At 42.1% G+C, this 15,329-nt stretch carries 17 protein-coding genes; 13 read left to right on the forward strand and 4 right to left on the reverse strand.

From position 1 onward, the window contains the following. The first annotated feature begins 16 nt into the window (after window positions 1–16). The 8 genes from ccpN (at window position 17) to CVV77_RS00320 (ending at window position 8,116) form a co-directional block, all read left to right on the forward strand. Window positions 17–655, forward strand: coding sequence for a transcriptional regulator CcpN (ccpN, locus tag CVV77_RS00285; protein ID WP_003237058.1), 639 nt, complete (start codon window positions 17–19; stop codon window positions 653–655). Between the two features lie 25 nt (window positions 656–680). Continuing rightward, entirely contained in the window at window positions 681–1,493 is an 813-nt protein-coding gene (locus CVV77_RS00290; protein ID WP_003237056.1) for a pyruvate, water dikinase regulatory protein, read from the forward strand. A gap of 253 nt (window positions 1,494–1,746) precedes the next feature. Further along, on the forward strand, window positions 1,747–2,241 hold the full coding sequence (locus CVV77_RS00295) for a YaiI/YqxD family protein (protein ID WP_003237054.1): 495 nt from the start codon (window positions 1,747–1,749) through the stop codon (window positions 2,239–2,241). Between the two features lie 33 nt (window positions 2,242–2,274). Then, window positions 2,275–4,089: a DNA primase gene (gene dnaG, locus CVV77_RS00300; RefSeq protein WP_100274379.1), complete on the forward strand. Its 1,815-nt coding sequence runs from the start codon at window positions 2,275–2,277 to the stop codon at window positions 4,087–4,089. A gap of 199 nt (window positions 4,090–4,288) precedes the next feature. Beyond that, entirely contained in the window at window positions 4,289–5,404 is a 1,116-nt protein-coding gene (gene rpoD, locus CVV77_RS00305) for an RNA polymerase sigma factor RpoD (RefSeq protein WP_003226225.1), read from the forward strand. A 328-nt stretch (window positions 5,405–5,732) separates the two neighbouring features. Next, entirely contained in the window at window positions 5,733–6,095 is a 363-nt protein-coding gene (gene cccA, locus CVV77_RS00310) for a cytochrome c550 (protein WP_003237051.1), read from the forward strand. 256 nt (window positions 6,096–6,351) lie between these two features. Beyond that, on the forward strand, window positions 6,352–7,002 hold the full coding sequence (gene trmK / locus CVV77_RS00315; RefSeq protein WP_250622076.1) for a tRNA (adenine(22)-N(1))-methyltransferase TrmK: 651 nt from the start codon (window positions 6,352–6,354) through the stop codon (window positions 7,000–7,002). Beyond that, window positions 6,995–8,116, forward strand: a complete 1,122-nt coding sequence (locus CVV77_RS00320) for a Nif3-like dinuclear metal center hexameric protein (protein WP_100274380.1) — start codon at window positions 6,995–6,997, stop codon at window positions 8,114–8,116. Before trmK ends, CVV77_RS00320 begins: the two co-directional genes overlap by 8 nt. A gap of 22 nt (window positions 8,117–8,138) precedes the next feature. Here the strand turns inward: CVV77_RS00320 and CVV77_RS00325 are convergent, their stop codons facing one another. Next, window positions 8,139–9,083 (reverse strand): 4-hydroxy-3-methylbut-2-enyl diphosphate reductase, encoded by a 945-nt coding sequence (locus tag CVV77_RS00325; RefSeq protein ID WP_019258918.1) that lies wholly within the window; start codon window positions 9,081–9,083, stop codon window positions 8,139–8,141. A 121-nt stretch (window positions 9,084–9,204) separates the two neighbouring features. Next, on the reverse strand, window positions 9,205–9,927 hold the full coding sequence (gene vrrA / locus CVV77_RS00330; protein WP_100274381.1) for a VrrA/YqfQ family protein: 723 nt from the start codon (window positions 9,925–9,927) through the stop codon (window positions 9,205–9,207). Window positions 9,928–10,095: 168 nt separating this feature from the next. Between vrrA and cshB the strand changes: the two genes are divergently transcribed. Both cshB and CVV77_RS00340 read left to right on the forward strand, forming a co-directional pair. Continuing rightward, complete coding sequence (gene cshB / locus CVV77_RS00335; protein ID WP_019258916.1) at window positions 10,096–11,412, forward strand: DEAD-box ATP-dependent RNA helicase CshB; 1,317 nt, start codon at window positions 10,096–10,098, stop codon at window positions 11,410–11,412. Window positions 11,413–11,421: 9 nt separating this feature from the next. After that, window positions 11,422–12,315: a deoxyribonuclease IV gene (locus CVV77_RS00340; RefSeq protein ID WP_019258915.1), complete on the forward strand. Its 894-nt coding sequence runs from the start codon at window positions 11,422–11,424 to the stop codon at window positions 12,313–12,315. 27 nt (window positions 12,316–12,342) lie between these two features. On the opposite strand, the gene CVV77_RS00345 is transcribed toward CVV77_RS00340, so the two are convergent. Further along, on the reverse strand, window positions 12,343–12,597 hold the full coding sequence (locus tag CVV77_RS00345; RefSeq protein WP_088112423.1) for a DUF2624 domain-containing protein: 255 nt from the start codon (window positions 12,595–12,597) through the stop codon (window positions 12,343–12,345). Between the two features lie 115 nt (window positions 12,598–12,712). On the opposite strand from CVV77_RS00345, the gene CVV77_RS00350 reads away from it, so the two are divergent. Together CVV77_RS00350 and zur are read left to right on the forward strand one after the other, a co-directional pair. Next, the gene (locus tag CVV77_RS00350) at window positions 12,713–13,594 is read left to right on the forward strand and encodes a YitT family protein (protein ID WP_003237036.1); all 882 of its coding nucleotides are present in this window, start codon (window positions 12,713–12,715) and stop codon (window positions 13,592–13,594) included. Window positions 13,595–13,731: 137 nt separating this feature from the next. Continuing rightward, window positions 13,732–14,169: a zinc uptake transcriptional repressor Zur gene (gene zur / locus CVV77_RS00355; protein WP_003237031.1), complete on the forward strand. Its 438-nt coding sequence runs from the start codon at window positions 13,732–13,734 to the stop codon at window positions 14,167–14,169. A gap of 42 nt (window positions 14,170–14,211) precedes the next feature. On the opposite strand, the gene CVV77_RS00360 is transcribed toward zur, so the two are convergent. Further along, window positions 14,212–14,793, reverse strand: coding sequence for a nucleotidase (locus tag CVV77_RS00360; RefSeq protein WP_019258913.1), 582 nt, complete (start codon window positions 14,791–14,793; stop codon window positions 14,212–14,214). Window positions 14,794–14,926: 133 nt separating this feature from the next. Between CVV77_RS00360 and CVV77_RS00365 the strand changes: the two genes are divergently transcribed. Then, window positions 14,927–15,316, forward strand: coding sequence for a DUF308 domain-containing protein (locus CVV77_RS00365; protein WP_080010836.1), 390 nt, complete (start codon window positions 14,927–14,929; stop codon window positions 15,314–15,316). Window positions 15,317–15,329: the final 13 nt, after the last annotated feature.

A 15,329-nucleotide genomic window follows, 5' to 3' on the forward strand; every position in this document is an offset into this window, starting at 1 on the left:
ATGAAGTGAAAAGGTGGTGAGTACGATCGAACTAAATAAACGGCAAGAACATATTTTGCAGATTGTAAAAGAAAACGGGCCGATTACAGGGGAGCATATTGCAGAAAAGCTGAACCTAACCAGGGCAACATTGCGTCCGGATTTAGCCATACTCACCATGTCAGGATTCCTCGAGGCGCGCCCGAGAGTCGGTTATTTCTACACTGGAAAAACCGGCACACAGCTTTTGGCAGATAAACTCAAAAAGCTTCAGGTGAAAGACTTTCAATCTATCCCCGTTGTGATTCACGAAAACGTTTCTGTGTACGATGCGATTTGCACCATGTTTTTAGAAGATGTAGGTACTCTGTTTGTGGTGGACCGCGATGCTGTTTTAGTCGGGGTGCTTTCACGAAAAGACTTGCTGAGAGCGAGCATTGGCCAGCAGGAGCTTACATCAGTCCCTGTTCACATCATTATGACAAGGATGCCGAACATTACGGTGTGCAGGCGCGAGGATTATGTGATGGACATTGCAAAGCACTTAATAGAAAAACAAATTGATGCACTGCCTGTCATCAAAGATACCGATAAAGGCTTTGAAGTGATCGGCAGAGTGACAAAAACGAATATGACAAAAATACTTGTCAGTTTATCTGAAAATGAAATCCTATAAGATCGCAAACTAACGGGGGGATAATATGAATAACCGCATCATCTATGTCGTATCGGATTCAGTCGGTGAAACGGCTGAATTGGTAGTAAAAGCAGCGCTCAGCCAATTTAACGGTTCAGCGGACGATACACATGTAAGAAGAATTCCTTATGTTGAAGATATAGGCACTATCAATGAAGTGATTTCACTTGCAAAGGCAGACGGCGGCATTATCTGTTTTACACTTGTGGTGCCGGAAATCAGAGAATATTTGATTGCCGAAGCGGAAAAAGCAAATGTTTTATATTATGATATTATCGGCCCGTTAATTGATAAAATGGAAACAGCCTACGGTTTAACAGCGAAATACGAACCGGGGCGGGTGCGCCAGCTTGATGAAGACTATTTCAAAAAAGTGGAGGCCATCGAGTTTGCAGTTAAATACGATGATGGACGTGATCCAAGAGGGATTTTAAAAGCTGATATCGTTTTGATCGGCGTATCAAGAACGTCTAAAACACCGCTGTCTCAATATCTCGCCCACAAGCGCCTGAAGGTTGCCAATGTTCCGATTGTTCCCGAGGTTGACCCGCCGGAAGAACTTTTTAACGTTGATCCGAAAAAATGCATCGGCTTAAAGATTAGCCCGGATAAACTGAATCATATCAGAAAAGAACGGTTAAAATCACTCGGGCTTAATGACAAAGCGATCTATGCAAATATCAACAGAATCAAAGAGGAACTGGAATATTTCGAAAAGATTGTGGATCGGATCGGGTGCCAGGTTGTTGATGTTTCAAATAAAGCGGTTGAAGAAACAGCGAATATCATCCATCATCTCAAAACAAAAAACATGTAACTCAGGACGCTCTATCCTGGGTTTTTGCCTATGCCAAAAGGGAATAATGAAAAACAATAGCATCTTTGTGAAGTTTGTATTATAATAAAAAATTGTGATAAAATGATTAATTTTAGGTTTAAGGTTCGTGTGATACGAATAAACTATTATGGGTAAGATGTCAAGAATTTCTCCCGAAAATTTTTCGACAAATTTATGTACATCCGCAATGATAAAGGATGTGCGATTTTGCTTGCTTTTATGCAGGAGTTTAATGGAGGGATGGAGAATTACTCTTCTTAATGAACAAGAAAAGACGATTTTTGTCGATGCTGATGCCTGTCCGGTAAAAGATGAAATTTTACAAACAGCATCCGATTATGAAGTCCAAGTTCTTTTTGTCGCTTCATTTGAACATTATCAGCTTTCCAGAAGCAAGGAAGAAAAATGGAAGTATGTTGATCCTCATAAAGAAGCTGCTGATTTATATATCGCAAATCACGTAAAACCGGGAGATATCGTTGTGACGCAGGACATCGGATTAGCATCCCTGCTGTTGAACAGAAATGTCTCCGTCATGTCGGAAAGAGGGCGTCTTTACAAAGAAGACACGATTGATTTTGCTCTTGAGAGCCGTCATTTTTCCGGCAAACAGAGGAGAAAAGGCATATACGCCAAAGGGCCTAAAAAATTGAATAATGAAGATCGAGAACGATTTATTACCCTGCTGCAAAAAATCCTGTCGAACGATGAAGGGATTTTGCACTAAAGCATCGAATAATGTACGACGGAGTGTTATAAGATGGGAAATCGGATACCAGATGAAATTGTGGATCAGGTACAAAAGTCGGCAGATATCGTTGAAGTCATAGGTGATTATGTTCAATTAAAGAAGCAAGGCCGAAACTACTTTGGACTCTGTCCTTTTCATGGAGAAAGCACACCTTCGTTTTCCGTATCGCCCGACAAACAGATTTTTCATTGCTTTGGCTGCGGAGCGGGCGGCAATGTTTTCTCTTTTTTAAGGCAGATGGAAGGCTATTCATTTGCTGAGTCTGTTTCTCACCTTGCTGACAAATACCAAATTGATTTTCCAGATGATATAACAGTCCATTCCGGAGCTCGGCCAGAATCTTCTGGAGATCAAAAAATGGCTGAGGCTCATGAGCTCCTGAAGAAATTTTACCATCATTTGTTAATAAATACAAAAGAAGGCCAAGAGGCATTGGATTATCTGCTTTCCAGGGGTTTTACAAAAGAGCTGATTGATGAATTTCAGATCGGCTACGCTCTTGATTCTTGGGACTTCATCACGAAATTTCTCGTGAAGAGGGGCTTTAGTGAGGCGCAAATGGAAAAAGCGGGACTCCTGATCAGACGCGAAGACGGAAGCGGATATTTTGACCGTTTCAGAAACCGCGTCATGTTTCCGATCCATGATCATCACGGGGCTGTTGTTGCATTCTCAGGCAGGGCTCTTGGCAGCCAGCAGCCTAAGTATATGAATAGTCCTGAAACACCGCTCTTTCATAAAAGTAAACTGCTTTACAATTTTTACAAGGCCCGCCTTCATATCAGAAAGCAGGAAAGAGCAGTCTTATTTGAAGGGTTTGCCGATGTTATATCGGCCGTAAGCTCGGGTGTAAAAGAGAGCATAGCCACGATGGGAACGTCTCTGACAGATGATCATGTCAAGATACTGAGAAGAAATGTCGAAGAAATCATTCTTTGCTATGACTCTGATAAAGCCGGTTATGAAGCCACCTTAAAAGCTTCTGAGCTTCTGCAAAATAAAGGCTGCAAAGTCAGAGTTGCAATGATTCCTGACGGATTGGACCCCGACGATTACATCAAAAAGTTCGGCGGGGAAAAATTTAAAAACGACATTATCGACGCTAGTGTCACCGTGATGGCGTTCAAAATGCAATATTTCCGAAAAGGAAAGAACCTGTCCGATGAAGGCGATCGCTTAGCTTACATTAAAGACGTACTGAAAGAAATCAGCACGCTTTCAGGGTCTCTTGAGCAGGAAGTCTATGTAAAACAGCTTGCTTCAGAGTTTTCGCTTTCACAGGAGTCTTTAACTGAGCAGCTGACTGTTTTCAGCAAGCAAAACAAACCTGCTGACAATGGTAGCGGTGAAACGAAAACACGGCGAGCGCATCTGACGACAAAAGCAAGGCAAAAACGTCTGCGTCCGGCGTATGAAAATGCGGAAAGGCTGTTACTCGCCCACATGCTTCGAGATCGAAGCGTCATCAAAAAAGTGATTGACCGGGTAGGCTTTCAATTTAATATTGATGAGCACCGCGCATTAGCCGCCTATCTTTACGCTTTTTATGAGGAGGGAGCCGAGCTGACGCCTCAGCATCTGATGGCCAGAGTGACGGATGATCATATAAGCCAGCTCTTGTCTGATATTTTAATGCTCCAGGTCAATCAAGAGCTCAGCGAAGCCGAGTTATCAGATTATGTAAAAAAAGTGTTGAATCACAGAAATTGGTCAATGATAAAAGAAAAAGAGGCGGAAAGAGCCGAAGCCGAAAGGCAAAAAGATTTTTTAAGAGCTGCTTCTCTGGCTCAAGAAATCGTTACATTGAACCGATCTTTAAAATAACTAGATAAACTGGTGAGAAGCATTTATTGGCAATGATTCCTTGCGGAGGAGCAAATAGATCGCTTGACCTCATCATGAATTGTCATTTCATTATTCGCACATTGTTAAAGGCAGTTCACATAGAAAACGCCTGAATGGACCGAATAAGAATCATACCGCTTATAGAATTCGTTGCAAGCTTTGGAAGGAGGGATCCATAATGGCTGATAAACAAACCCACGAGACAGAATTAACATTCGACCAAGTAAAAGAGCAATTAACAGAGTCTGGTAAAAAACGTGGCGTTTTGACATATGAAGAAATTGCCGAGCGTATGTCCAGCTTTGAAATTGAATCAGACCAAATGGATGAGTATTATGAATTTTTAGGTGAACAAGGTGTTGAATTAATTAGTGAGAATGAAGAAACAGAAGATCCTAATATTCAGCAGCTTGCCAAAGCCGAAGAAGAATTTGACCTTAATGACCTAAGTGTACCGCCTGGTGTCAAAATCAATGACCCAGTTCGTATGTATCTAAAGGAAATCGGCCGGGTTAACCTTCTTTCTGCAAAAGAAGAAATCGCCTACGCTCAGAAGATTGAAGAAGGTGACGAAGAATCTAAACGCAGATTGGCTGAAGCGAACCTGCGGCTTGTTGTCAGTATCGCAAAACGGTATGTCGGACGCGGAATGCTGTTCCTTGACCTGATTCAGGAAGGCAACATGGGTCTGATGAAAGCCGTTGAAAAATTTGATTACCGCAAAGGTTATAAATTCAGTACGTATGCTACGTGGTGGATCAGACAGGCGATTACTCGCGCCATTGCCGATCAGGCGAGAACGATCCGGATTCCCGTTCATATGGTTGAAACCATTAATAAATTAATCCGTGTGCAGCGTCAATTACTGCAAGATTTAGGCAGAGAACCAACACCTGAAGAAATTGCGGAAGATATGGATTTAACACCTGAAAAAGTACGCGAAATCTTAAAGATTGCACAAGAGCCGGTATCGCTGGAAACACCGATTGGTGAAGAGGATGACTCGCATCTTGGTGATTTCATTGAAGACCAAGAAGCAACTTCACCTTCAGACCACGCCGCATATGAGCTATTGAAAGAGCAGCTGGAAGATGTGCTTGATACGTTAACTGATCGTGAAGAAAATGTATTGCGTCTTCGATTCGGTCTTGATGACGGCCGTACAAGAACATTAGAAGAGGTCGGCAAGGTATTTGGAGTAACGAGAGAGCGTATTCGACAAATCGAAGCTAAAGCGTTGCGGAAACTAAGACATCCTAGCAGAAGTAAACGTTTGAAAGATTTCCTCGAATAAGATGGAACGGGTCTTGCAGATCCGTTCTTCTTTTTTTCAAAAAGATATATGGATAATATGTCTTTATTTTACTGAAAAATGATGTCATTTGCAAATGAACATTGTGGCGAAAAATTTCAAAACTGAATCCATATTTTCTATTGTAAGCGTATACAATACATTATACAATAGAATAAAAAGGATATCAGAGAAATAAGCATGTTTCTATTCAATTTTGTATAAAGTGTGAATAAAAAACTTTTGTATATCAATCCATTTACTTTTTGTAAAAATAAGTTAGAATTAGAAGTGTTTACATAGGGGGAAGGATCAAAAAGGGGGAAGGGAAATGAAATGGAATCCGCTTATTCCATTTTTACTGATCGCTGTTTTAGGTATTGGTCTGACTTTCTTTTTATCAGTAAAGGGGCTTGATGACTCTCGGGAGATTGCAAGCGGCGGAGAAAGCAAATCTGCTGAAAAAGATGATGCAAACGCTTCACCGGAGGATATATACAAGGCAAACTGTATCGCGTGCCACGGTGAAAATTATGAAGGTGTTTCGGGTCCTAGCTTAAAAGGTGTAGGGGATAAGAAAGATGTCGCTGAAATTAAAACAAAGATCGAAAAAGGCGGTAATGGAATGCCTTCCGGTCTTGTTCCGGCCGATAAGCTGGATGATATGGCAGAATGGGTATCAAAAATTAAATAAAAGATCTATCTTTCTCCTTATACGTTCTCAGGCCGCCGAGATGTTCTCGACAGCCTTTTATTTTTGTCTGCCGCTTAGTAGAGCCGCATCAAAAGAAATAATCTTAAAATCATTCGCTCAGCTTGGATTCCTAGCTGATTTTTTATATGATAGAAAAGGAAAAAATGATTGAGAAAAGTTGTGATGACAAGTGAACGAATTAAAATTATCTAAACGATTGCAAACAGTAGCTGAGTACATACCGAATGGAGCGGTGATGGCCGATATCGGGTCTGACCACGCTTACCTTCCTTGTTATGCCGTGCTGAATCATAAAGCAAGCAAAGCAATTGCCGGAGAAATAACAGACGGCCCATTTTTGTCTGCCAAGCGGCAGGTTGAAAAATCAGGCTTAAGCTCGCACATTTCTGTAAGGCAGGGAGACGGCCTGGAAGTCATTAAAAAAGGTGAAGCCGGTGCCATTACGATTGCCGGGATGGGCGGATCTTTGATCGCTCACATTTTAGAAGCGGGTAAAGACAAATTAACGGGAAAGGAACGGCTTATTTTACAGCCGAATATTCATGCTGTTCATATCAGAGAGTGGCTTTATAAAGAAGGATATGCGTTGATAGACGAGGTGATCCTTGAAGAGGACGGAAAGTGCTATGAGGTGCTTGTCGCCGAAGCGGGAGACAGAGATGCGGCTTATGCCGGTATTTCTTTATCAGCCGGAATGCTCGTCGGCCCTTTCTTGGCAAAAGAAAAGAATGCTGTCTTTTTGAAAAAATGGACACAAGAGCTTGAGCACACACAAAGCATTTATGAACAGATCAGCCGAGCTGCAACTACAGAGCAAAATAAACAAAAATTAAAGGAGCTCGCCGATCGAATGGAGCTGCTAAAGGAGGTTATCGATCATGGCTAAAACAGTAAATGGGCAGCAGATCATTCAGCTGTTTGAACAATTTTCCCCGAAAGCCTATGCGGTCGAAGGCGATAAAATCGGACTGCAAATCGGCACCTTAAACAAACCGATTAAAAATGTGATGGTTACACTTGATGTGTTGGAGAGCGTTATCGATGAAGCGATTGAAAAAGAGGTTGATTTGATCATTGCACACCATCCGCCTATTTTCAGGCCGCTAAAGCATATTTCAACAGATCAGCCTGCCGGAAGGTTAATTGAAAAGTGTTTGAAGCATGATATCGCAGTTTATGCAGCTCATACAAATTTAGACGTTGCGGACGGCGGCGTGAATGATTTGCTTGCTGAAGCATTAGAGCTAAGTGAGACGGAAGTGCTGGCGCCTACTTATACTGATCCTCTGAAAAAGCTGGCCGTATATGTGCCGAAGGAATATGAAGAGCAGGTCAGAGCGGCGCTCGGAAATGCAGGAGCCGGCCATATCGGCGAATACAGCCATTGCGCGTTTTCTTCTGAAGGAATCGGCAGCTTTAAGCCATTAGACGGCGCCAAGCCTTTTATTGGTGAAGTGGGAGAGCTTGAGCTTGTTCATGAAGTAAGGCTTGAGACTGTGTTTTCTAAAAGCATCGAAAAAGCTGTTATAAGAGCAATGATAAAAAGCCATCCATATGAAGAAGTCGCTTATGACATTTATCCTGTTGAGCAGTCTCCTGCCGAAAAAGGGCTCGGCCGTGTCGGAACACTTAAAAATGAGATGACGCTCAAGGAATTCGCTTTATTTGTGAAAGACAAGCTTGAAGTAAATGGCGTTAGAATGGTGGGTGAGGCTGACAGCATAGTGAAGAAGGTAGCTGTTCTTGGCGGAGATGGAAACAAGTATATTCATCATGCGAAACGGAAGGGCGCCGATGTTTACGTCACAGGAGATTTATACTTCCATGTGGCCCACGATGCGATGATGCTTGGCCTGAATGTTGTTGATCCGGGCCATTATGCGGAAAAAATCATGAAAAAAGGCGTCACGAGAAAACTGACGGCAATGTGCAAAGATAAAAAGCTGGACGTAAATATCTTTATTTCTGAGACAGATACAAATCCATTTACATTTCTATAAAAAAACTGAGGCTTTAACAGCCTCAGTTTTTTGCTTTTACTTTCGGGAGTATTTTTTTGAGCGGTACATTGTGTTCAATTGTCCAAGTTGATGGATCTTCATGATCATACTGCTCCAAAAAGCGAATGACTTCTTTTGTGATCGGCGTTGGTGTTGAAGCCCCCGCAGTAACGGCAACAGTATTCACGCCTTTAAGCCATTCGAGCTTTAATTCGCTTAGGTCGCCGATTCGGTATGCTTTTGTGCCGGCTATTTCCTCTGACACTTGAGCAAGCCTATTTGAATTGTTGCTTTTAGGGTCACCGACAACGATCGTTAAGTCCGCTTTTTTCGCCTGTTCTGATACAGCTTCCTGCCGTACCTGAGTAGCCAGGCAAATCTCTTGGTGGTATTCGACATGCGGATATTTCTCTTTTACAAGCTCCATGATGTCGTAAACATCCCATTGAGACATCGTTGTTTGATTGGTTACAATTAATTTCTCTGCTTGGATATCAAGGTTTTTCACATCTTCTTCCGTTTCAACTAAGTGAACGATCTCAGGCGCTACGCCAACGGCTCCTTCTGGCTCCGGATGACCTTTTTTGCCGATATAGATCACGTGATATCCTTTTTCTTTCATCTCTAGAATTAAATCGTGAGTTTTCGTCACGTCCGGACATGTGGCATCAATTGCGACTAATCCTTTTTCTTCAGCGATTTTTCTGACTTCGGGAGAAACGCCGTGCGCAGTGAAAATGACAGTTCCCTTGTCAACCTGCTTCAGGATGTCCAGACGATTAGCGCCGTCCAAAGTAAAGATTCCTTCCTCTTCAAACGCATCAGTAACGTGTTTATTATGAACAATCATCCCGAGTATATAGATGGGTCTTGGTAAGCTTTTATCAAGTGACGCGTTCTTGGCAATGACCATAGCATCAACCACGCCATAGCAATAGCCGCGCGGTGAAATTTTAATTACGTCCATTTCGGTAGTCCTCCAATACTGAAGTGAGTAAAGGCAATATAAAAAGCCGTAATCAAACGGCTCTATTCTTGCATTCTTCTGATCTCATTATAGCCAATCTCACTTCAGATATCAAAGAATGTTAAATATATAATCTCGGCTTTGATCTGCCTGATGTTCTTTTCGAAGCAGGAGAGACAGCTTCTTTTTTCTTCGGGGCAGATGTTTTTGATTCTTGTTCTTTACTGTCAGATGTTTTTGATTTCTTCGGTGGAGAAGAACTTTTTGGTTTTGATTTTTTGTTCCCATCTGATGTTTTTGCTTCAGCTTCGTTCTCGGTTTCCGAGGTTTCTTCTGACTCTGTTTGCTTATCATTTTCCTCATTGCTCTCTGTATCATCACTTTTACTTAACTGGCTGTACAGCTTTATCATTGCTGGCAGATTGCGGACTAATGGGCCGTACTGCTGGATCATGGGGGTGACTTGCTGCGCCATGCCAAGCACTTTTTGCACATTCCCAAGCATGCTGGATAAAGATGCAGGATTGGCGATATTTTGAATGCCTTGCAGACCTGCTCCTCCGCTCGCTGCTGTGCCTGCTCCTGGAACTCCGGCGCCGCCAGCGCCTCCTCCTCCGGGTAAGAACTTTGACAGCATTCCTTTTAAGCCTCCGCCCGCACCATTTCTCGCTCCGGCATTTGCCTGAGGAAGAAATTGTCCGGATTGCTGAAAACCTTGCTGCTGCGGTCCAAATGAAGGTCTTTGCAAATTAGGCGGTCTTCTGCCCATCATTCGCTGATTTGGCATGGGGCGGGGCGGTCCGGGCTGCGGATAATTTCTCATCGGCTGCTGTGGTGAAAACATACTTGTACCTCCTTTCAGCTCTCTCTGCTATTAGAATATGCATGGGCTGCGGTATTTGCTTTACATAACTGAATAAAACAAACGCCTTCCAAACGTGGTGTTTTTAAGCAAAATCGGGTATAATGTGATGATGGACACATAATGTGCCGCTTTAAGGAGCTGGGAAAAATGAAAGAAACTAAATTTGAACTTTATGAATTGAAACCGTTTATTATAGATGCAGTGCACCGCCTTGGTTTTTATGAACCGACTGATATTCAGAAAAGGCTGATTCCTGCAGTGTTAAAAAAAGAAAGCGTCATCGGCCAGTCTCAGACGGGAACCGGAAAGACTCACGCTTATTTACTGCCTTTATTAAACAAAATCGATCCTGCTAAGGATGTCGTTCAGGTTGTCATCACGGCTCCGACAAGAGAGCTTGCCAACCAGATTCATCAGGAAGCACTTAAAATCACACAAGGTGAAGAAGGCAGTCAGATTCGCTCGAAATGTTTTATCGGAGGCACAGATAAACAAAAATCGATTGATAAATTGAAAACACAGCCGCATCTTGTCGTCGGTACGCCAGGACGTATTGCCGATTTAATCAAAGAACAGGCGCTAAGTGTTTATAAAGCGGAATCTCTCGTCATTGATGAAGCGGATTTAATGCTGGATATGGGATTCCTTGCAGATGTAGATTACATCGGTTCACGCATGCCTGAGGATCTGCAAATGCTTGTGTTCTCAGCGACCATTCCGGAAAAGCTGAAACCATTTTTGAAAAAATATATGGAAAATCCGAAATACGCCCACGTAGAGCCAAAACAGGTGACTGCTGCGAAGATCGAGCATATCCTCATTCCTTCGAAACATCGTGACAAGGACAAGCTCCTTTTTGACATCATGTCTCATCTGAATCCATACCTGGGCATTGTGTTTGCCAATACGAAAAACACGGCTGACCATATCGCTCAATATCTGACTGGAAAAGGCATGAAAATCGGGCTGCTGCACGGCGGGTTAACGCCTCGTGAGCGGAAAAAAGTCATGAAGCAGATCAATGATTTGGAATTCACTTATGTCATTGCGACTGACCTTGCCGCAAGAGGCATTGATATTAAAGGTGTCAGCCATGTTATCAACTATGAGCTGCCGGATGATCTCGATTTTTATGTTCACCGTGTGGGCAGAACGGCTCGCGCCGGCTCATCAGGACAAGCGATGACCATTTATGAGCTTTCTGATGAGGATTCATTAGTCAGACTTGAGAAAATGGGCATTGAATTTGATTACTTGGAGCTTGAAAAGGGCGAGTGGAAAAAAGGCGATGACCGCCAGCGCCGCAAAAAGCGTAAAAAAACGTCGAACGAAGCGGATGAAATTGCGCATCGTCTCGTGAAAAAGCCGAAGAAGGTTAAGCCTGGATATAAAAAGAAAATGAGCTACGAGATGGAGAAAATCAAGAAAAAACAGAGAAGAAACCAATCTAAAAAAAGAAAGTAGGGGAACCTGTTGTTGAGAATAGGCTCACACGTCTCTATGAGCGGAAAACATATGCTTCTGGCAGCAAGCCAGGAGGCAGTTTCTTATGGGGCGAATACGTTTATGATCTATACAGGCGCACCGCAAAATACGCGCCGAAAGAAAATTGAAGACTTGAATATAGAAGCTGGCCGGGCACACATGCAAGAAAACGGTATTGACGAGATTATCGTACACGCGCCTTATATTATTAATATTGGCAACACGACAAATCCGTCCACTTTTGAGCTTGGTGTCGATTTTCTTCGTTCTGAAATTGAACGGACAGCTGCCATCGGAGCGAAGCAAATTGTCCTTCACCCAGGCGCTCACGTAGGAGCGGGAGCTGAAGCAGGCATCAAGAAAATTATTGAAGGCTTAAATGAAGTGATTGATCCAAATCAAAATGTCCAGATTGCATTAGAAACAATGGCAGGAAAAGGATCTGAATGCGGCAGAAGCTTTGAGGAGCTTGCGCAGATTATCGATGGTGTTACACACAATGAGCATCTGTCAGTATGCTTTGACACGTGTCATACACATGATGCCGGATATAACATTGTCGAAGACTTTGATGGAGTGTTGACTGAGTTTGATAAAATCGTCGGTATTGACCGTATTAAAGTGCTTCATATTAATGACAGCAAAAATGTCAAAGGCGCAAGAAAAGACCGCCATGAAAACATCGGCTTTGGTGAAATCGGATTTGACGCACTGCAGTATGTTGTTCACCATGAGCAGTTAAAAGACATTCCGAAAATCCTTGAAACGCCGTATGTCGGTGAAGATAAAAAGAATAAAAAACCGCCATACCGTTTTGAGATTGAAATGCTGAAAGAAAAACAATTTGATGACACATTGCTTGAAAAGATTTTACAGCAATAAAAAAAGGGGGACTTATCCCCCTTTTTTTCAGCTTGTAAATTGTTTGAATAGTTCATTAACGGTTTGGGCTGTGTCTTTCGATGTAATTGCCTCTACTTGTTTCAGCAGCCGCATTCGTTCACTCTCATTAAAGATGTTCACATTTTTCCCGTACAGCAGGTTTGCTACTTCAACGGCCTGCGGTCTTGTTAGGCTGATTCCGTATTGTTTTGAGTACTTCAGCAAATCGTCAGCAGTAGCCTGATTAAGCCGCTGCAAAATAATTCTTTGAAATAAAATCATCGACCATTCCACCTCCAGACTTAATGTATGGGCAAATCAGTAAAATGTGTCAGTGTTTAATGGTAAAATAGATTTATAATGTATTTAAAATAGTTATTGCAGGAAAGGAGATTTTATGACCCCAACAAAACAACATAAGAGAGAAACATTTTCCCATTTTATTTTCAGGGTCTTCATGATTCTGGCAGGAGCTGCATCTGCGGCTGTAAGTATTGAATTATTTTTAATCCCCAACGATTTTATTGATGGTGGGATTATCGGTGTATCACTTATTTTAGACCACCTCTTTATGTCAAACCCCTTTTTGAATTTCGCTTTATTCGTTGTCATTTTAAATATTCCTTTTATGATCTTCGGATATAAATATATCGGTAAGACCTTCCTTGTCTCTACGATGATTGGAATTGTCGGGCTTGCCGTTATTGAATCCTCGCTTCACCATGTAGAAGCCATTACAACTCAGCCTATTTTGGCCACTGTGTTCGGAGGTCTTTTGCTCGGCTTTGGCGTCGGGCTCGTTATTCGAAACGGAGGTTCAATGGATGGTACAGAAATTCTCGGTATTTTGCTGACGAAAAAGCTGCCATTTTCAGTTGGTGAGTTCGTCATGCTCATCAATGTATTCATTTTCATTTGGGCTGGTTTTGTGTTCGGTCCTGAGCAAGCGATGTACTCTTTCATGACTTATTATATTGCGATGAAAACCATTGATGCCGTAATCCAGGGGCTTGATGAAACAAAAGCTGTCATTATTGTGTCTGATCAGTATGATGAGATTTCCGACGCGATTTTGCACCGTCTCGGTCGCGGAACAACCAAGCTGAAGGGGAAAGGCGGATATACGGACGAAGAAAAGGACGTGATTTACGCGGTTGTCACAAGGCTGGAAGTGACTAAGCTAAAATCGATCGTGTTTGAAGTCGATCAAAATGCATTCATTACGATTATGAATACGCATGAAACGAGAGGCGGAAAATTCAAAAACGCAATCCACTAGGCTTTCATTTACTTTTATTCATTTTATGGGTATAATTTTATCTGCAGTAAAGAAAATGGCTTGCTGGTCAGACAGCTGCCATTTTCTTTTTCATACATGTGATACGTTCTTAAGCAAAGCGAAAAGGGGGACCCTTCATGAACGTACAAGAAGCGCTGAACCTACTGAAAGAAAACGGATATAAATATACAAATAAACGTGAGGATATGCTGCAGCTTTTTGCTGATTCAGACAGGTATCTTACCGCTAAAAACGTACTGTCTGCATTAAATGATGATTATCCCGGCTTAAGCTTTGATACAATCTACAGAAACCTTTCTTTATATGAAGAACTTGGTATTTTGGAAACAACTGAGCTATCCGGTGAAAAACTCTTCCGATTTAAGTGTTCATTTACCCATCATCACCATCACTTTATTTGTCTTGCCTGCGGCAAAACAAAAGAAATTGAATCATGCCCGATGGACAAGCTTTGTGATGATTTGGATGGCTATCAGATCAGCGGACATAAATTTGAGATTTACGGCACATGCCCTGATTGTACAGCGGAAAACCAAGAAAACACTACTGCGTAATTGCTTATATGAGAAAAAGGAGCCCCGGTTTGGGCTCCTTTTTCAGTTATTGACACGTATGATATGATGTTTATTTTTGTTAATCCACTGAACGGCTTCAAGCCAGTTGCTGACTCTGATGATGTTTGAATCAATCGGAAGCTGATTATAAGGGGAATTGAATAAAATCACCGGTATATCGGCTTCTTTCGCAATCATCATTGCGTTTCCGTGATGATCCTCAAAAAACAAGTCAATGTTATATTTTTTGACTGCCTCAACTTTATGATGACCGCCAACAAGTTCGATGTGGTCGTAATGAATATTTTGTCTGTCAAACCATTCATAGGTAATATCAGTTAAATGAGTCCGTCTCGCTGTAATATAAATAAGCTTGTGCTCCTCTTTGAGGAGGTCAAGTGACTGTTTTGCATGCTGCGCAAGCAATGCTTCCTTATATATGATGGCTTCATTTTGATTCATCCAATCCCAAAATTCTTCCTGCGTAATGTTTAACAGCTTTGTCAAATCATAATCCGTCATATCGTTTAATGAAATGGAAAGATTAAACGAGCGGTTCAAATAAGGGACGAATGTATCCTGAGCCGTGATTGTGCCGTCAATATCTATTCCTAAGCGTAACATGCCCACACTCCTTCAGTTTCATCCCTTCAAGTGTAACATAAACAATTGACATTAACAGAAAAGTTTAGCAAACATGAATCAGGCAAAATAGATCAAACTATAAAAGCTCCTTTAATAAAAACAGAAGGGGGAATTGAAGGTGGCAAACGATTACGAAAAACGTGATAACAACAGCTACTATGTAGATCATGGTTCTGAAGGATCAAATATTACCCGCGACAACGATGGTTTTTTTGAGGAAACGGCTGCTGAAATCGCAGAGCCTTACCGTGCTACTGACCGCAGCAATGACCGAGACAATGACCGCAGCGACGGCAATGTCAATGAAGGGCGGGGAATAGGCTATATTGCATTAGCCTTGTCCATTATTTCATTGTTTGTACTGCCTGTTTTATTGGGAGCTGCCGGTATTATTGTCGGCTATATCGCAAGAAGAAGAGGTGCCCAAGGCCTAGGAGCTTGGGCGATGGGTATCGGTGTCGTCTCATTAGTGCTTGGAATATTTATTATTCCATTTTTCTAACACAAAAAAGCTT

Source organism: Bacillus sp. SN1, from assembly GCF_002796895.1.
In the GTDB taxonomy this organism is placed as follows: Bacteria; Bacillota; Bacilli; order Bacillales; family Bacillaceae; genus Bacillus; species Bacillus inaquosorum.